This is a genomic window from Gillisia limnaea DSM 15749 (assembly GCF_000243235.1).
GTDB lineage: Bacteria > Bacteroidota > Bacteroidia > Flavobacteriales > Flavobacteriaceae > Gillisia > Gillisia limnaea.
Genome location: NZ_JH594606.1, coordinates 362,703 through 382,096, shown reverse-complemented (window position 1 = coordinate 382,096; position 19,394 = coordinate 362,703). Strand labels below are relative to the sequence as shown.

General features: G+C 31.2%; 19 protein-coding genes. All 19 read left to right on the top strand.

The features are described 5' to 3' along the window. Positions 1-17 precede the first annotated feature (17 nt). The 19 genes from GILLI_RS03425 (at position 18) to GILLI_RS03330 (ending at position 19,371) form a co-directional block, all read left to right on the top strand. A complete protein-coding gene (locus tag GILLI_RS03425; RefSeq protein ID WP_156798630.1) occupies positions 18-278 on the top strand; it encodes a hypothetical protein in 261 nt (86 codons plus the stop codon). A gap of 12 nt (positions 279-290) precedes the next feature. Further along, complete coding sequence (locus tag GILLI_RS03420) at positions 291-1,322, top strand: NAD-dependent epimerase (RefSeq protein WP_006987732.1); 1,032 nt, start codon at positions 291-293, stop codon at positions 1,320-1,322. Continuing rightward, positions 1,323-2,510, top strand: coding sequence for a UDP-N-acetylglucosamine 4,6-dehydratase (locus GILLI_RS03415; protein WP_006987731.1), 1,188 nt, complete (start codon positions 1,323-1,325; stop codon positions 2,508-2,510). Positions 2,511-2,556: 46 nt separating this feature from the next. Then, entirely contained in the window at positions 2,557-2,922 is a 366-nt protein-coding gene (locus tag GILLI_RS03410) for a four helix bundle protein (RefSeq protein WP_006987730.1), read from the top strand. Positions 2,923-2,970: 48 nt separating this feature from the next. Next, positions 2,971-4,149 (top strand): LegC family aminotransferase, encoded by a 1,179-nt coding sequence (locus tag GILLI_RS03405; protein WP_006987729.1) that lies wholly within the window; start codon positions 2,971-2,973, stop codon positions 4,147-4,149. Between the two features lie 2 nt (positions 4,150-4,151). Next, on the top strand, positions 4,152-4,802 hold the full coding sequence (locus tag GILLI_RS03400; protein ID WP_006987728.1) for a NeuD/PglB/VioB family sugar acetyltransferase: 651 nt from the start codon (positions 4,152-4,154) through the stop codon (positions 4,800-4,802). A gap of 10 nt (positions 4,803-4,812) precedes the next feature. Beyond that, a complete protein-coding gene (gene neuB, locus GILLI_RS03395; RefSeq protein ID WP_006987727.1) occupies positions 4,813-5,829 on the top strand; it encodes an N-acetylneuraminate synthase in 1,017 nt (338 codons plus the stop codon). Further along, entirely contained in the window at positions 5,826-6,983 is a 1,158-nt protein-coding gene (neuC, locus tag GILLI_RS03390) for a UDP-N-acetylglucosamine 2-epimerase (protein WP_006987726.1), read from the top strand. Before neuB ends, neuC begins: the two co-directional genes overlap by 4 nt. A gap of 3 nt (positions 6,984-6,986) precedes the next feature. Next, entirely contained in the window at positions 6,987-8,030 is a 1,044-nt protein-coding gene (locus tag GILLI_RS03385) for a nucleotidyltransferase family protein (protein WP_006987725.1), read from the top strand. Further along, a complete protein-coding gene (locus GILLI_RS03380; RefSeq protein ID WP_006987724.1) occupies positions 8,030-8,713 on the top strand; it encodes an acylneuraminate cytidylyltransferase family protein in 684 nt (227 codons plus the stop codon). Before GILLI_RS03385 ends, GILLI_RS03380 begins: the two co-directional genes overlap by 1 nt. A 149-nt stretch (positions 8,714-8,862) precedes the next feature. Beyond that, positions 8,863-10,653: an ABC transporter ATP-binding protein gene (locus tag GILLI_RS03375; protein WP_006987723.1), complete on the top strand. Its 1,791-nt coding sequence runs from the start codon at positions 8,863-8,865 to the stop codon at positions 10,651-10,653. 239 nt (positions 10,654-10,892) lie between these two features. Beyond that, the gene (locus GILLI_RS03370) at positions 10,893-12,326 is read left to right on the top strand and encodes a capsular polysaccharide export protein, LipB/KpsS family (protein WP_006987722.1); all 1,434 of its coding nucleotides are present in this window, start codon (positions 10,893-10,895) and stop codon (positions 12,324-12,326) included. Between the two features lie 399 nt (positions 12,327-12,725). After that, positions 12,726-13,481, top strand: coding sequence for a glycosyltransferase family 4 protein (locus tag GILLI_RS03360; RefSeq protein ID WP_050855575.1), 756 nt, complete (start codon positions 12,726-12,728; stop codon positions 13,479-13,481). Continuing rightward, positions 13,478-14,419 carry a polysaccharide pyruvyl transferase family protein gene (locus GILLI_RS03355; protein ID WP_006987720.1) on the top strand — a complete coding sequence of 314 codons (942 nt, stop codon included), beginning with the start codon at positions 13,478-13,480 and terminating at the stop codon, positions 14,417-14,419. Before GILLI_RS03360 ends, GILLI_RS03355 begins: the two co-directional genes overlap by 4 nt. A 187-nt stretch (positions 14,420-14,606) precedes the next feature. Then, positions 14,607-14,951, top strand: coding sequence for a hypothetical protein (locus tag GILLI_RS03350; protein WP_040506362.1), 345 nt, complete (start codon positions 14,607-14,609; stop codon positions 14,949-14,951). A 267-nt stretch (positions 14,952-15,218) separates the two neighbouring features. Next, the gene (locus GILLI_RS03345) at positions 15,219-15,842 is read left to right on the top strand and encodes a hypothetical protein (protein ID WP_006987719.1); all 624 of its coding nucleotides are present in this window, start codon (positions 15,219-15,221) and stop codon (positions 15,840-15,842) included. Between the two features lie 66 nt (positions 15,843-15,908). Further along, positions 15,909-17,165, top strand: coding sequence for a glycosyltransferase family 4 protein (locus tag GILLI_RS03340; RefSeq protein WP_006987718.1), 1,257 nt, complete (start codon positions 15,909-15,911; stop codon positions 17,163-17,165). Further along, positions 17,162-18,283, top strand: coding sequence for a glycosyltransferase family 4 protein (locus GILLI_RS03335; protein ID WP_006987717.1), 1,122 nt, complete (start codon positions 17,162-17,164; stop codon positions 18,281-18,283). Before GILLI_RS03340 ends, GILLI_RS03335 begins: the two co-directional genes overlap by 4 nt. Beyond that, positions 18,280-19,371 carry a glycosyltransferase gene (locus tag GILLI_RS03330; protein WP_006987716.1) on the top strand — a complete coding sequence of 364 codons (1,092 nt, stop codon included), beginning with the start codon at positions 18,280-18,282 and terminating at the stop codon, positions 19,369-19,371. Before GILLI_RS03335 ends, GILLI_RS03330 begins: the two co-directional genes overlap by 4 nt. Positions 19,372-19,394 lie beyond the last annotated feature (23 nt).

The following is a 19,394-nucleotide window of genomic DNA, read 5'->3' as shown; positions in this document are numbered from 1 at the left end:
GATAAATGAAAAGTTATATGCAGATCTTTAATTTTTGGGAACTCATAGTAGCGAGGAAATTCGTGAATGGGTTAATGGTGGTAAATACAGCACAAGTTACCTGTAATGATTCTCACGCGATTGGAATTATAACTGGATGGGATGAATTTGTAAACATTGATTGGCAAGCAAATTATCAAAATATTTTTAAATCTTTATTTTTATTTAATGGCAGAAGATTATTAAACAAAGCAGAACTAAAAGAAATCGGTTTTGTAGTATTTGTTATAGGGAGTTAAAGAAAAAACTATATGGATTATATTTTAGTAACGGGAGCAGCTGGTTTTATAGGTTTTCATCTATCAAAATGCCTATTGGATCAAGGTTATTCGGTAATTGGGTTGGATAACATAAATGATTATTACGATATAAATCTAAAATATGATAGATTAAAAGAGTTAGGTGTTAAAAGAACGGATGCGGAGGAATACAATAATCTTTCATCCAGCACTAAATTTGATAATTTTAAATTTATTAGATTAAACTTACAAGATAGGGAACAACTTCCAAACCTGTTTAAAGATTATAATTTTAGTAAAGTGTGTAATTTGGCCGCACAGGCAGGTGTAAGATATAGTATTGATAATCCGGAATCATACATTGATAGTAATATTGTTGGCTTTTTAAATTTATTAGAATGTTGCAGACATAATAATATAAACCACCTAATATTTGCAAGTAGCTCAAGTGTCTATGGTCAAAATGATAAGATTCCTTTTTCTGTAGAGGATAATGTAGACCAACCAATTAGTTTATATGCTGCCACTAAAAAAAGCAATGAATTAATGGCCTACACCTATAGTCATCTCTATGGATTTAAGACTACAGGTTTAAGATTCTTCACAGTATATGGACCTTGGGGACGTCCGGATATGGCGATGTTTTTGTTTACAGATGCAATTATGAACGAAAGGCCTATAAAGGTTTTTAATAATGGGAATTTAGAAAGAGATTTCACCTATATAGATGACATTATAGAGGGAGTTTTTAAGATTATAGATAAGGGAACTCTAAGTACAGATGATAAATATGCACTTTATAATATAGGAAATAGTAATCCGGTAAAATTAATGGATTTTATTACAGAGATAGAAAGGAAAATTGGAGTAACTACTAAAAAGGAAATGCTACCAATGCAACCCGGAGATGTTACAAGGACCTGGGCAGATGTAGAATCTCTAAAGAAAGATTATAATTATAGTCCAAATACCTCGGTTACTAAAGGAGTGGGTGAATTCATAGACTGGTATAAGCAATATTATCGCAAAAATAAAAATATATAAATGAATATATTGAAACTAATCGGTAGAGATAATCAATTATTTAAAACTGATATCGATTCAAATCAAGATGAATTATCAAAAATTATTTCAACTTCTTCATTTTTAGTTCTAGGAGGTGCCGGCTCAATAGGGCAGGCAGTAACAAAAGAAATTTTTAAAAGAAATCCACAGAAACTTCATGTCGTAGATATTAGTGAAAACAATATGGTCGAGTTGGTGAGGGATGTACGCAGTTCTTATGGATATATTGACGGAGATTTTAGAACTTTCGCTCTTGATATTGGTTCCCTTGAATATGAAGCTTTTATAAAAGCTGATGGAAAATATGATTATGTTCTAAATCTTTCCGCTTTAAAACACGTGCGTAGTGAAAAAGATCCTTTTACATTAATGCGTATGATCGATGTCAATGTTTTCAATACCGATAAAACCTTGCTTCAATCTATCGAAAATGGCACCAAAAAATATTTTTGCGTTTCTACAGATAAGGCTGCGAACCCGGTTAATATGATGGGAGCTTCCAAGCGTATTATGGAGATGTTTTTAATGCGCAGAAGTAAGGATATCAAAATATCTACTGCCCGTTTTGCCAACGTTGCCTTTTCAGATGGTTCACTATTGCATGGGTTTAACCAACGAATTCAGAAAAAACAACCTATTGTCGCACCAAATGATGTGAAGCGTTATTTTGTCACGCCTCAGGAATCGGGTGAGTTATGCCTAATGTCTTGTATTTTTGGAGAGAACAGGGATGTGTTTTTCCCAAAACTAAGCGAAAAATTACATCTTATCTCATTTGCGGATATTGCTGTTAAATATCTGGAGCAGTTGGGATATGAACCTTATCTTTGCGAAAATGAGGAGGAAGCACGTGAACTTGTAAAAACATTGCCAGATCAAAAAAAGTGGCCTTGTTTATTTACCGGAAGTGATACCACCGGAGAAAAAGATTTTGAAGAGTTCTTTACAGATAAGGAAATTTTGGATTTGGACAGGTTTCAAAATTTAGGGATTATTAAAAATGAATTGAAATTTGAAAACGAAAAGCTTCAATTATTTGAAGAGACAATTACCGGATTCAGAAATTCCAAAAGTTGGACCAAAGACGAAATTGTAGATTTATTTCATAAAATGATCCCTGATTTCGGTCATAAAGAGACTGGGAAATACTTAGATGCTAAGATGTAAGATTTATGTTTATGTGTTTATGTGATGAATTGTTTAACTGATTAATATGAAAAAATTTAGTTTCGAAAAATTAGAAGTGTGGCAGGATGCGAAGGGTTTAACGCATCAGATATATAAAGTAACAAAGGATTTTCCTAATGAAGAAAAGTATGGTCTAGTTAGTCAGTTGAGAAGGGCAATCATATCTGTAACTTCAAATATAGCTGAAGGTTCTTCGAGAATGTCACCAAAAGATCAGGCTCATTTTTACCATTTGGCATTTAGTAGTTTGATGGAAGTATTAAGTCAAATTATTATAAGTTTTGAATTAGGATATATTACTGAAGAAGAATCATTTAGAATAGAGATATCTAAAATCGCGAATAAATTAAATTCACTTAGAAAAAGTAGTCTCAATCCCGTCACCAAATAACAATTAAACAAATAAACAAATAAACAAATAAACAAATAAACAAATAAATTGAATAGCTTGGATAACAAGAAGAACTCAAATACTATCAAATTCATTCGAGACATCTATTCTTCAATGGATGATTTTATTCCACTTCACGAACCGCGTTTTGTGGGGAATGAAAAAAAATATCTTCTGGATACCATAGATTCTACCTTTGTTTCTTCAGTAGGCGCTTATGTGGATAAGTTTGAAGAGATGATGCAGGAGATTAGCCAGACCAAAAAAGCGATAGCGGTTGTTAACGGAACTTCCGGAATTCAGGTTGCATTGCGTTTGGTTGGAGTTAACATTGGAGATGAAGTTTTAACCCAGGCGCTTACTTTTGTGGCTACAGCCAATGCAATTGCTTATAATGGAGGCAAACCGGTTTTTCTGGATGTTGATTTAGATACAATGGGACTATCTCCCAATGCTGTTCAAAATTTTCTGGAAGAATATGGAGAACGTCGGGAAGACGGATGTTATAATAAAAAAACCGGTAATAAAATAGCGGCTTGTTTGCCTATGCATACCTTTGGTTTTCCTGTAAATATTGATGAATTGGTCAAAATTTGCAATAATTGGGAAATTCCGGTGGTGGAAGATGCTGCGGAATCTTTAGGAAGTGAATATAAAGGACAACCTACTGGAAGTTTTGGAGAAGTAGGTGTTTTTTCTTTTAACGGAAATAAAATTGTAACCAGTGGAGGAGGAGGAGCAATTGTTACAAACAATCCTGCTTTAGGTATTAAGGCAAAATATTTGACTACAACGGCTAAACAACCTCATGCATATGAGTATGTTCACGATGAGTTGGGATATAATTATAGAATGCCAAATCTTAACGCAGCCCTGGCTTGTGCACAGCTTGAAAAACTTAACTGGTTTCTTGAAAAAAAGAGGGAGTTGGCAAAAAAATATGAAGAATTTTTCAAAGGAGCAGATGCTAAATTCAGGACAGAATTGCCGCAAACAAATGCTAATTACTGGTTGATGTGTGTTGAGCTTGAAAGCAGGAATGCCAGAGATCTTTTTTTAAAAGAAACCAATGAGGCAAAGGTGATGACTCGTCCTATCTGGGAATTGATGTATAAATTGCCAATGTATCAGGATTGTTTCAAAGATGAACAGGTAAATGCCAGATTTTTGGTGGATAGAATAGTAAATATTCCAAGTAGTGTCCTTAATACTAATATTTTAAATTAAAAATGAAAATAAAAGAGGATATAATAATTTTAGGTAGTGGCGGTCATGCTAAAGTAATTATTGAAATTATAGAGGCTTTTGGTAAATACAACATAATCGGTATTACTGACATATCTTTATTCAAAGATCAGACTTATCGTGGATATCCCGTATTGGGCGATGATTCCGTACTTAGAGATTACATTAAGAAGGGTGTTAAAAATGTCGGTATTGGGATAGGAGGCTTCAAAAATAATAATAACAGAAAAAAATTTTTTGATAAAGCAAAGAAATTGGGTTTTCAAGTGCCCATATTAATTCATCCAAACTCTATAATATCAAAATCTGCAACTTTGGGAGAAGGTTGTGTGATTTTTTCTGGCGTCAATATTAATACAGATGTTAAAATTGGCGTTAATAATATTATAGCTACTGGGGCAATTATTGATCATGAAACTTTAATAGGCGATCACGTTTTAATTTCCGCTGGAGTGACTATTGGAGGTAATGTAATTATAGAGGATGAGGTACTTTGTGCATTGGGATCAAATATTATCTCAGGTGTGAGCATAAAACGAAAAATTGTTGTCGGTGCTGGTGCTGTTGTGGTCAAGGATTTGGTTAAAAAAGGAACCTATATTGGAACACCAGCACGTGAAATGAAATTAATTTAAATTTAGCTGAATGAAAAGTGATAGAGTATTGATAATTGCTGAAGCAGGCGTAAATCATAATGGAGATATTAATAAGGCTAAATTGCTTATTGACGCCGCTGCTGAGTCTGGAGCAGATTACGTAAAATTTCAGACATTTAAAACTAATAAAATTGTTACTAAGTCCGCTCAAAAAGCGCAATATCAAAATATTAATACGGGAAATGAAGATTCTCAGTATGAAATGATTCAGAAGTTAGAGCTTTCTGAAGATAATCATATAGATCTTATGAATTATTGTAAAACGAAAAACATTAACTTCCTTTCTACCGGTTTTGATTTGGAAAGTCTTGCTTTTTTAAAATCCTTAGGACTAAAATTAGCTAAAATTCCTTCTGGAGAAATTACTAATTTGCCTTACTTGCGTACTATTTCGAAACTTTTTCCTGAAATAATTCTCTCTACAGGAATGGCCAATATGGATGAAATAAAAGCCGCTTTTAAGGTGTTATTAGAAAATGGCACAAAACAAGAAAACATTACAATTTTGCACTGCAATACGGAGTATCCTACCCCAATGGAAGATGTCAATTTAAAAGCGATGTTCGACATTCAAAAACAGCTAAATACAAAAATTGGTTATTCAGACCATACTTTGGGGATTGAAGTTCCAATTGCCGCGGTGGCTTTGGGAGCGAAAGTGATTGAAAAACATTTTACTTTAGACAGGAATTTGCCCGGACCGGATCACAAAGCTTCTTTAGAGCCGGAAGAATTAAAGGCAATGGTAACTTCTATTAGGAATATAGAAATGGCGATTTCAGGTTCCGGAATAAAAGAGCCTTCTCCATCAGAAGCAAAAAACAAATCTATTGCCCGTAAAAGTATTATTGCTTCTCAAAACATTAAGAAAGGTGAAGTGTTTTCAGAAGAAAACCTAACTATTAAACGCCCGGGAATTGGTATAAGCCCAATGAAATGGGATGAAGTTATTGGGAAAGTAGCGGATAAGGAATATATGGAAGAGGATATAATAGAGGAAATTTGAGAAAAATAGCTATAATTACTGGTACAAGGGCTGAATTTGGATTATTGAGTCCATTAATTGATAAAATTCAGAGTGATAAGGAAATGCAATTACAACTTATTGTAACGGCGATGCATCTTTCTCCTGAATTTGGATATACCGTGGATGAAATAGAAAAAAAGGGTTATAAAATTGATAAAAAAGTAGAATGCCTACTTTCATCAGATTCAGCTGTGGGAATAACCAAATCTATTGGTTTGGCAATGATTGGATTTGCGGATGCTTTAAATGAATTATCTCCGGATTTAGTTATCATTTTAGGAGATCGTACCGAAATGTTGGCTGCTGCGACAACAGCTATGGTAGCAAATATACCAATCGCCCATATACATGGAGGTGAAACTACTGAAGGTGCTTATGATGAAAGTATCAGACATGCAATAACAAAAATGAGCTTTCTTCATTTTGCTTCTACAGAAGTATATAAAAAGAGAATAATTCAGTTAGGGGAGCATCCAGACAGGGTATTTAACGTAGGTGGAATTGGACTTGATTCTATTAATAATTTAGAATTGCTTAACAAAGAAGAGTTTGAAAAATCTATAGATTTTCAGTTAGGTAAGAATAACATTCTTATTACTTTCCATCCCGTCACTTTAGAAAATCAATCAGCAAGAGGACAATTCCAAGCTATCCTCGATTTTTTAAATTCGTTGCATGATACTCATTTTATTTTTACTCATGCTAATTCAGATAAGAATGGAAGGGTGATTAACCAAATGATTGAAGAGTTTGTTAATAAAAATAAGAAAAGATCTATTGCTTTTAAATCTTTAGGCCAATTGCGTTATCTATCTGCTTTAAAATATATGGATTTGATTTTAGGGAATTCCTCGAGCGGTATATGTGAAGTCCCCTCTTTTAATATACCAACAATCAATATTGGTGACAGACAGAAAGGCAGGATTTTATCTGAGAGTGTTATTCAAACGGAACCAAATAGTAGTGATTTATCCCAAGCTTTTGCTAAAGCAACAGATCCATCCTATTTGGAAAAAATCAAGAATCAGAAACAGCTTTATGGATCTGGAAATACTGCAGAGAAAATCATGAGTGTTCTCCGACTTCAAACGGATAATGACTTGAAAAAAGCCTTTCACGATATTCAATTTTAAATTATGAAAACTCAAGATATACAAATCCATAAAGACAAAACCATCCTTGATGCCCTTCGCAAATTAAATGAAATTCGTGATGTTAGCCGTCTTATATTATTTGTAACAAATAACGATGGTTCAGTTTTGGGATCATTAACGGATGGTGATATAAGAAGATCATTAGCTCAGAATGCAGATGTTACCAAACAGGTTGGAGATGTTTGTTATAGAAATTTTGTATACGAAAGAGATATTAAAGAATTCCTGGATTTAAGATCATATAGAAAAAAGGATATTAAGATTTTACCAATTCTAGATTCAAAAAATACATTAATTAGGATAATAGATTTAGAGAAAACCAAATCTCAATTACCTATGGAATGTATGATTATGGCAGGGGGGCGAGGTAAACGCTTGAGTCCATTAACTGATACAGTTCCTAAGCCAATGCTACCATTAGGTGATAAGCCAATAATTGAGCATAATATAGATAGGCTAATAGCTTTTGGAATAAAAAAAATATATATATCAGTAAAATATTTAGGTGAGCAAATTGAGAAGTATTTTGGAGATGGTAGCAGTAAAGGTATTAGTATTGAATATATCTGGGAAAAAGAATTTTTAGGTACTGCCGGAGCATTGGCTTTAGTTAAAGAATTTAAATCTGAACATGTTTTATTAATGAATAGTGATCTATTTACGAATGTGGATTTTGAGGATATGTATCTGGAACTAATTAAAACAGGGGCGGATATGACAGTTGCTTCTACCGAGTATAAAGTGGATGTGCCATTCGCAGTCTTTGAGACCAACGATCATCAAGTAGTTAATTTCAAAGAAAAGCCTTCCTACGTTTACCATTCGAATGCAGGAATTTATATTCTTTCAAAGCCTCTTATTGGTATGATTCCAAAAAATAAATTTTACGACATAACAGATTTAATGGATAAACTTGTAAAGGAAGGGGGGAAATTGGTTCATAATCCAATAGTTGGTTTTTGGATTGATATAGGCAGTCCAACTGATTATAAGCAGGCTCAGGAATTTGTAAAACATTTAAATTAATGATAGTTGTAATACCCGCAAGGGGAGGATCTAAAGGTGTTCCCGGAAAGAATATTAAAGAACTTGGGGGAAAACCTTTAATTCAATATACTATAGAGGCGGCAAGGGAAATTTTTGAAGATGATCAAATCCTGGTAAGTACAGATAGTATTGAAATTAAAAATACAGTAGAAAATTTAGGATTAAGAGTTCCTTTTAAAAGGCCTCCGGAGCTTGCTACAGATGAAGCAGGATCCTATGAAGTACTTCTTCATGCATTAAATTTTTTTGAAGATAGTTATGGCAAAAAACCAAAGACGATGGTTTTACTTCAGCCTACCTCTCCATTTAGAAATGCTAAAAATATCACCGAAGCACTTAATCTGTATAACGATTCAATGGATATGGTAGTATCTGTTAAAGAGACCGCTGCCAATCCCTATTACGTTTTGCGTGAAGAAAATGAACAAGGGTATTTAGAGAATTCGAAAAAAGCAAATTTTGAAAGAAGACAAGATTGTCCAAAAGTTTGGGAATTAAACGGTGCTATCTATGTTTTAAATACTGAGTCTTTAAAGTCAAAACCAATAAGTCAATTTACTAAAATAGTGAAATATGTAATGGATGAATATTCATCTCATGATATAGATTCTAAGTTGGATTGGATTATAGCCGAGTCCATAATGAAATCAATGAACTCTTAAATTTTAATTCTATTTGCTAAATGGCAAATAATTTAGTTTATCTAATCCATTAATTTTTTGTTAAACTAAGAAAAAAAGCTTCTGGTTATTTTAGTAAATCTACCTTTGGCGCGCATATTTTTATTACGGTATATTCATCAAATTCATTAATGAAAAAGATATTAAAAAATTACTTTAATTATTTTCTTTACTTCTATAGATATTTACGTTACAGAATATTTGTATCCTTTTCTCTAAGTTTTATAAAGGGTGTTCTGGATGGATTTGGTCTTGCGATGTTTATTCCATTGTTAAAATTGTCAAGCTCATCGCAGAATGTCAGTGAAAGTAGCGAGATGGGAAATCTCAGTTTTCTTCCGGAATTTTTGGAAAAAATCGGTATTTCTTTAACTATTACTACTGCTTTGTTGATTATTTTATCTTTTTTTTGTTTGAAAGGTGTAATAACTTTTATAGAAGGAATCATGAGGGTGAAGTACCAGCAACTTTTTATTAGGGAAATTAGATTAACTAATATTCAATTATTAAATTCTTATAGTTTTAGTGAGTTTGTTAAATCTGATGCCGGAAAAATTCAAAACACCTTTAGTGCAGAGGTTAACAGGGTTGCCATGGCCTACGGAAGTTATTTTAAATCTATTGAGTACGGGGTATTAGTTTTGGTTTATGTTAGTTTTGCGTTTGCTTCCAATACTGAATTTGCACTTATCGTTGCAGTTGGTGGCGTCCTGACCAATTTTATTTTTAAATGGTTATTTCGTAAAACCAAAATGCTTTCTAGAAAATATACAAATAGAGCTCATAATTTTCAAAGTTTGTTGATACAACATGTAGCAAATTTTAAGTATCTAAAAGCTTCAGGTTTAAATTATTTTTATGGTAATAAATTAAAAAATAATATCAACCAGTTAGAAGAAATTCAACGCAATTTAGGTGTAGTTGATGCAACACTTATGGCTTTAAGAGAACCTTTAACAATACTTGTTGTTGTAATTGCTATATTATTTCAGGTGAACTATTATAATGCAGATATAGGTTTGATAATTTTAAGTTTGATCTTTCTTTATCGTGCACTAACTTTTCTTATGGCCATGCAAGAAAATTGGAATAAATTTTTAAGCGTTTCTGGTTCGATGGAAAATATGACAGAATTCACAAGTGAGTTAAGAAATAATAAAGAAAAAAATGGCATTGTAAAATTCGAGACTTTTGAAAATAAAATTTCCCTTGAAAATATTTATTTTAAATATAATAACACCACCGTAATTGATGGTATAGATTTGAATATTAGTAAAAATGAAACAATTGCAATAATTGGAGAAAGTGGATCGGGAAAATCTACTTTGATGAATATACTTTCTGGTTTATTAATTCCATCAAATGGTCAATTATTAATTGATGGCATTGATATATCGGAATTGGATATTAATTCGTATCGTAAAAGAATTGGATATATAGCCCAGGAAGCACCCATTTTTAATGATACCATTTTCAATAACGTTACTTTTTGGTCTGAAAAGTCCTCTGATAACCTTCAAAAATTTCATGAAGCAATTAGAAAAGCATCTCTATCAGAATTTGTTAATTCTCTTGATGATAAAGAAGATGAGTATCTCGGAAATAATGGAATTAATATTAGTGGAGGGCAAAAACAAAGACTTTCGATAGCCAGAGAACTATATAAGGATGTAGATTTTTTGTTTATGGATGAAGCCACGTCAGCTTTAGACGGTGAAACAGAAGCAGCAATACAATCTAATATTGATTTATTAAAAGGCAGATATACCATTTTAATGATAGCCCATAGGTTATCAACTATAAAAAATGCGGATAAAATTATTTTACTCAAAAATGGTAAAATTGAAGCTTTTGGAACTTTTGAAGAACTTTTAAAAACCTCTCCAACTTTCGTCAGAATGATCAAATTGCAAGAGTTTTAATATATGTTTTAAATATTAAAAAAGCGGAAACATTATGGAGGTTAAATATTTCTAAATGTAAAGAACATTATTAGAATTCAATTTTCTTCAATTTACTCCAGGGATTTTGCTCTCAATAATTTAAAAATCATTAAAAGGGGTTTTTGGGATAACATAAATTGTAAATAAGTATCTCAAAATTTTTCTTTAAAATTAAAATATTTTAATATTAATCAATTTTCTGCTCAAATTTTTTTATTATGAATGTTTTAATATTCTCAAGTTTTCATCAATCATCACACTTTTTGGGTCTCAATCTGGAAGTTTTACAAAAAAACATCGATGCTGGAAATTCAGTATCTTTTATTGACTGCTACGGTTCATTTGATTCATGTGGATTTAATCCTTTTAAGTTGAAATACATGTGTGAAATATGTAAATTTCGTGAAAACAAGGGTCTAAATTTGATTGATGGTAATTATAATCGAAAATCCCTGTCACAAATAATTACTGAAGAAGATCATGTGACGGCGCAGAAATTTATTGATAGTTTAAGTTATTTGGATAAAGAAATTTTATTTGAAAATTTTAGTGTAGGTGAAGCGGTTTCATCTTCTTATATTTCTAAGACGAGAGAAAGGGAATTTAAATCAAAGGAGGATCAAAAATTATTAAAAGAACTTGCTTATAATTCAATATTAAATTATCTTTCTATTCGAAGATTTATTAATACAAATAGTATTGATAAAATATTTGTTTTAAATGGTAGGTGGGAATATTATCGTGCAGCTTTAGCAGCTGGTAGAGCTGAAAATATTGAAGTGGAAGTATTCGAAAATTTTAGATCTGGAGGTTATGCAGAAATATTTGGAAATTTCTTACCTCATGACATTTTAAATAAAAAAAAGTTAATTGATAATGAGTGGGATAATAATAACGATATTAAAGAAAAGCGAAGGGTTTCCGATGAATTCTTTATAAAAAGAAAAGAGGGAATTGTTGTATCAGATAAAGCTTACACTTTGGATCAAACTCAAGGCAAATTGCCAAAATTATATGATCCTAATAAAAAGACTTTTGTTTTATATAATAGTTCTGATGATGAGTTTGCTGCGGTGGGTAAACAATTTGATAATCCCTTTTTTAGAGATCAATTGGAAGGTATTTTATATCTAGTGAAGTATTTTGAAACTAAAAATAACTATCAGTTAATTATTAGAATGCATCCAAATCTAAAAGGTTTAATAAAAGACTTTTTGATTCCGTTATACGAACTAGAAGGTAAATATGAGTCTATTATTCTAATCAAACCAGAAGACGATGTTGATACTTATGAACTGATGAATGTTGCTGATACAGTAATTAGTTTTGGGAGTACAGCTGGACTGGAAGCCTCATATTGGGGGAAACCAGTTATTTTATTAGGGAAATGTTTTTATTACTACAGTGATGTTGCGTACGTGCCTAACTCAATAGATGAAATACCGAATCTTATTGAATCAAATTTAGCTCCCTTAGAAAAAGATAATTCCCGTAAATTTGGTTATTATATATTAAGGGGTGGAACTAAAACTAAATATTACTATAACACTCCAGATAAAAAGACATATTTCAAAAATGTTTTATTAAATAAATTACCATTATATTTTACATTTAAGTATAAGCTTTTAAAGTTTCTTAATATCAAGAACTAAAGTTTTATAGTATATATTTTTTATGAAAATACTTTATATTTCAGATTCTACTCTACCGTCAAGATCTGCCAATAGCATACATGTAATGAAAATGTGCAATGCTTTTGCTAGTTACAATCATGACGTTACTTTATTAGCTAAAAATACAAATGCTTCTATTTGTAATATGCAGAGCTTAAATGAGTTTTATGATGTAAAAAATAAATTTAATATTAATATTTTTCCTAAAAATAAATTTAAAGGTTCCGGGAGAGTATATAATATTCTATTGCCATTTCTAATCAAAAATAAATTTGATTTTTATTATACAAGAGCGATATATCCTGCTCTCTGGTTATCTTTATTGAATAAAAATTTTTTTTTGAAATTCACGAACCATTTGATTCTAAAAGTAAATTTTTGAAGAAAATATTTCTAATAATACTTAAATTAAATAAAGTTCAAAAGTGGGTTGTAATCTCCCATGCACTAAAAAGGTATTTGATTGATTCACATGATATTAGTGAGGAAAAAATTATCGTAGCACCTGATGGAGCTGATGAATTTCCTCATGAGGTTAAACCAGTAACGAACCTAATTGGAGATTTTAATGTAGGATATGTTGGCAGTCTGTATAAGGGAAAAGGTATGGAAATTATCATTCCATTATCTTCCAGAATGCCAAATGTTGACTTCCATATAGTAGGAGGAAAAGAAAAGGATATTTTACATTGGAAGAGAGAAATAAATGAAGGACAAAAAAATATTCATTTTCATGGTTTTATTCCGCACGCCAAAACCCCACAATATATTAAGTCCTTTGACGTTCTTATAGCTCCTTATCAATCTTCTGTTCATGTAAAGGATGAGAAATCATCTAATAACATTGCACTCTGGATGTCACCACTAAAGATTTTCGAATACATGTCTTCACAAAGAGCATTAATAACTTCAGACATTCCAATTTTGAAGGAAATATTAATAAATGGTGAAAATGCTATTTTGTGTGATCCTGATAAAATTTCTGAATGGGAGGATGCTATTAATGTTTTAATGAATAACGAAATACTAAGTGATAAGATTTCATCTAATGCATACCATGATTTCTTAAAAAATTATACCTGGAAACAAAGAGCAAATAATTTGATTAATGAGTTTAACAATAAGGTTCTATGAATATAGCTAAAAGTTTGAAGTTTCGATTTAGAAAAATCAAAAACAAAATAATAACTTTTCCAGTATCTGTATTAGAAAAGTACAAGTATAATTCAATAAATGGGGGCTATATATTGGCCGGTGGAGGTGGATGGTCTAAAAATTTTGGAGACGCATTGAATACTATTTTAATTGAATTTTTATCTGAAAAGAAAATAATACATGCTGACTTTTTGAATGTTAAAAAGGGTGATAAAATATACATTGTTATCGGAAGTATTTTGCAATGGGTAAAGAAACCCTCTGTAATTTGGGGTGCGGGATTTATAGCTGAAAACTCTACCTTAAAGAGTGATAAACTGGAGATTTTAGCGGTTAGAGGACCATTGACTCTTAAAATACTTGAGAAGGAAGGTTATGACACTTTGGGAATAGCATTGGGAGATCCGGCTCTACTATTACCTTATATGTATTTCCCTGATAAAAAACCAAAAAAATTTAAAGTTGGACTTATTCCTCATTATGCTGATAAAAACCATGACTGGATTCAAAAGGTTCAGAAACAAAATAAGGATTTAACCGTTATTGATATTATGTGCGGTTTGGATTGGAAAAATTTCATCGATGAAATTTTAGACTGTGATATTATATTATCTAGTTCTCTTCATGGCCTAATTGTGTCAGACGCCTATGGTATACCTACCCAATGGATTTCTTTTTCCAATAAAGTTTTAGGAGCTGGATTTAAATTTGAAGATTACTATGAATCCATAAATGTTGATGATTATAGTTGTCAGCATATTAACATAAATACCAATTTAGATCAAATTATTGCTAAGGCAACCTTTAAACCAATTAATCTTGACATTCCAAAATTAATAAATTCCTGCCCCTTCATTACTCCTAAGGCACGAACAAAACTGCATTCTAATTATAAAAATATAGAAATTTCGAGCTAACTTAATTCCCTATATTATAGGTTTTTTTAAACCAATTCTATTTTACTATAACCAAGGTAAACTAATATTGAAAAATTATTTTTTTTAGCAGTATATATTACTCCTTATGGTCAGATATACTCAGCAACTCTGTTTTTATTTTGTATAATAAATTAAGTGTTTAAAATTTTTAAAAGATTATTTTATAATGTTAAGTATTACCAATTCACATTTAAACGATTATTTATATTTTGGATACATTCCGGAATTAGGTTCGATTAAAAGTATTCTGCAATTACCAAATTCCATCAATTCAATTCTAAATAAATTATCTGAAAGTTCTCTAATTAAGAAAGGGGGTGATATACTTGATTTCGTTTTTGATGAAGAATTATCAAAATGTGCTAATGCAAATCATGTAATTCCAATAAGTGGAGGACTTGATAGCAGGGTAATTTTATCTTCTTTATTAAAAAGAGTTGATACATCCAATATTCAGCTTGTTACTTTTGGTTCACCTTATACATCCGATTATGAAATCCCAAAAAAATAAGCTAAAAAAACTGGCGTTTCTATTGATAGAATTAATTGTGTAACCTTAGATTACTCCATTGATAATTTAGTCAAATCTGCTCAAAACGGTGGAAGTTGGACGTCTGTACCAGATATTTTTATTAATAGAAAAGTATTAGAATTCAAAAATAATTCTAATATTTGGTCTGGTTTCATTGGTGATTTCATAGCCGGTTCATATTCTCATAAAGGGGTAGATGGAAAGAATATCGAACATTTTTGTAGGAATGAAAATAAATCTAAAAATATGAGATTATCTCATAAAAATTATGATCCTGCTAAATCACTGATAACCCCTCCGTTAGCGTCATATAAAAGCGGTCTTACAGACTATGAACTTATCACATTATATAATAGAATCCCAGCGAGTACTAAGCCTATTTTATTTCCAAATAACATGAATTTAATAACCCCTTTAATTCATCCCGATTGGGTTTCTTTTATGCTTGGAATTCCTAAAGAATATAGAAAAAATAGTTTCTTATTTAAGAAAATAATTCTGAACAAAAATTATGATTTGGATATTCCTTGTAAAAATAATCTAGGATTAAAATTATATAATAATAACAGGATTGCTCATTTGTTAGCAAAAGCAAAAATTAAGTCGAGACTTGAATTATCACGATTGTTGCGGAATTACCATGTTCCTCCATTAGGAATTAATTATTTATATTATCCTGAAGCTATACGGCAAAATTTGAGCTTAAAGAATGCAGTGGAAGAAGCTTGTGTATCTCTTTCTAATAGAAATGTCGTTCCTTGGTTGTCACCAAAAAAAATATTTTCCGATCATCTTAAAAGAAAATCTGATTATAGTGAAGCTCTACTAATATTATTAGGATTAGAGGTTAATTTACGTGCTGAAATTTAAATTGCTCTCAATACGGACGAGCAATACTACTACTCATAAATTTTAATTTATTTAGTAATTTTGAATATGAAGATTCTTGAACTGCCTACTTATGTCACCATTAAGGAATTACCTGAATTTATTCGTAGGAAAAGTGGTTATGGCTATATGACCTGGGATATAAGTAAGTCGATAGCTAAAAAAGGATGCCAAGTGGATCTTTTAACAAAATTCAATTTTAATAAAGGACAACTTTATTGTGATGTAAATTTTTTAAAACTCACTTGGTTAGAAATTTTTAAATATTCAACATTATCTTTAATTTTCAAAGCATTACAAATTATTTATGTAGATAAGCTGAGGTTTAAGAAAGCTCTATATGTAATTTACTATTATATTTCTTGTGGTTATCTGGAAAGAGTAATAAAAGATAATAAATATGATATAGTTCATATTCATGGAGTAGGTTATTTTAATAAGCCAATTATCGATATATGTGAAAAATATAATTTAAAATATGTTACAACGCTGCATGGTTTAAATTCTTTTAGTGATTCAAAAAAAATCCCGAATAAAGAAGCTGGAATTGAAAAAGAATTTTTAAAGAATTCAGAGCAGAATGGAAATGTTGTAACAGTTGTAAGTTCAGGAGTACGGAATTCGATTTTGAGTTATTTGAAAATTTCAAATTCTAATAATTTCAAAGTAATTACTAATGGTAGTGATATTAATTACTATGATGCAAGCGAAGCTCTAAATATTAGAGATAAGTATAGTATTAATCCAGAGCAAAAAATAATGCTCTGTGTGGGAAGAATTGACAAAAATAAAAATCAAGAGCAAATTATTAGATCATATAAATTATTAGATTCTCAGATAAAAAAAGATTTCGTTATTTTATTTGTTGGAGCAGATGGGACAGAAGGCAAATTTTTAAAAAAATTGGATGAAGAAGAATTGGGTAATGTAAAATTCTGCGGATATGTTAAAAAGGATGATCTTCAAGATTATTATAAACAAAGTGATTATAATATAATGGTCAGTATCAAAGAAGGTTTCGGTCTACCTATAGTTGAAGGTTTTGTTTATGGCCTGCCATGCGTAACGTTTTCTGACCTAGATGCAGTTGATGATTTATATAACAATAAAACTATGCTAACTATCCAGGAACGAAGCGATAGTTCATTGGCTCTAGGAATCTCTAAGATGTTTCACACAACTTGGGATAACGAATTTATTAGGAATTACTCAAATCAATTTTCCTTAGAAATTATGGCTGACAAATATATTAACTTATTTGAAAATGTTTTGGAAAATGATATTAAGAATGATAAATATTCATGAGAATTCTTCAATTAGTTACCAAACGTCAATATAGAGGAGCTGAAGTATTTGCCGCAAATTTGAGCGCTGAATTGATAAAACTTGGCCATGAAATAATCTTTGTTGGTCTTTATAAAAATGATCAAGATGTTCTAAGTGTGGAGAATGCTGAACATTATGATTTAATAGGATCCAAGGATGGAAGATTTTCTCTGGGCCTTATTAAGAAGCTTGTCAAACTTATTAAAAAAACGAAGCCGGAAATAATCCAATGCAATGGATCTGATACTTTGAAGTATATGATAGCTGCTTCTATCTTTATCCCAAAGACACCTATTGTTTATAGAAATATAAGTATGATAAGTGAATGGGTTTCTCAAGGACCTAAGAAGCTATTGTACAAGCAAATCTTTAAAAAAGTAGATCATGTTACCTCCGTTGGCGAGGAAGCAATACAAGATTTTATTAAGACATTTAACTACCCTAGAGAAAAAACTACGGTTATTAGAAGGGGAATCCCAATTAAAGAAGTTGATAAAGCTCTTGAATCTCAAAAAATACGGGCTCAGTTAGATCTTAAAAAGGAGGATAAGATAACTATTCACATAGGTAATTTTAGTCCTGAAAAAAATCATGAATTTTTATTGGATATTTTTGAAGGGTTAAAATCTTTAAATTCATCCATTAAATTAGTATGCGTTGGGAATGGAGTTTTATTTGAGCATATTAAAAATGAGATAACAAAGCGTAAATTAGAAAGGACCGTATTCCTTTTAGGTTTTAGAAAAGATATACCGGAGCTTCTTTCGGCATCAGATTGCTTTGTATTATCTAGTAAAGTAGAAGGGGTTCCAGGTGTTATTTTGGAGGCAGGAACCCAATACGTTCCTTCTGTGGCAACGAACGTGGGGGGAGTTTGTGAAGTTATTATTAGCGGAAAAACAGGTTATATTATAGACGATTTTGATAAGGAAGAATTTAAACAAACCTTATTAAAAATAATATTAAATGAAGATTTAAAAACTGAATTGGGGACTAATGCGTATAATTTAGTGGCAGAAGAATTTAATCCGCTAAAGAATGCTCAAAAATTTGAGGCGTTATATCGAAAATTAATTCCGGAAAAAAGTTTTAGATGAGAATCCTTCAAATCATTCAACAAAAACAATACCGGGGAGCAGAAATATTTGCTTGTCAACTCTCTAGCCATCTTATGAATTTGGGAAATGAGGTTGAAATTGTCAGTATTTATGATGGAGACGCGTTGCTTCCCTTCAAAAATGAAATACCTACTCTATCAAATCAAGATTCCAATCGCTATCTCGATTTACAGGGATGGAAAAAACTTGCCGATATTATTGAAGGATTTAAACCGGATATAATTCAGGCTAATGCTGCAGATACCTTAAAATATGCGGTTTTTTCAAAATTGATTTATAGATGGAAAGCTCCAATTGTATATAGGAACGCCAGTACAACCAGTTATTATATTAAAAATCATTTTTCAAAATTTATAAATTCCTTTCTGCTATTCAATGTAGATAGGGTAATCTCAGTCTCCCACGCATCAAAAAGAGATTTAAACAAGGTATTTCCTTTTACAAAAAACAAAACCGTCGTTGTTCCAATAGGGATTGATCCAATTAAAACAGCTGAAACTGCCATCGCTTTTTCACCCAGGAGATCTAATATTATTCATGTTGGATCTTTTACACGGGAGAAAAACCATAAAGGATTGCTTTCGATTTTTAAAAAGTTAACTACTTTAAATCAAAATTATTTTCTGCATTTAATAGGAGAAGGTCCACTGCGCAATGTAATGGAAGAGGAGGTACACCAATTGGATCTGATAGATTCTGTTAAATTTTATGAAGGCGTCAGAAATCCATTACCCTATATATCAGCAGCTGATATTTTGGTTCTGCCAAGTAATATAGAAGGTCTTCCCGCGGTATTATTAGAGGCAATGTTTTGCAAAACTCCTGTAGTTGCATACAACGTTGGTGGCATTTCAGAAATTGTCAGCTCTCAAACCGGAAGTTTAATAGAAAAGGATGATGAGGATAATTTTGTAAACGCAGTTTTAAAAACTTTGGGAAATCCAGATTTCGAACAAATTGAAACTGCCCACAAGATGGTGATTAAGGATTATATGAATAAAGAGATCGCTAAGAAGTTTGTTGAAGTTTATGAGGCTGTAGCCCCCCAGCCCCCGAAGGGGGAGTAAATGAAACTTACGACAATTGGATT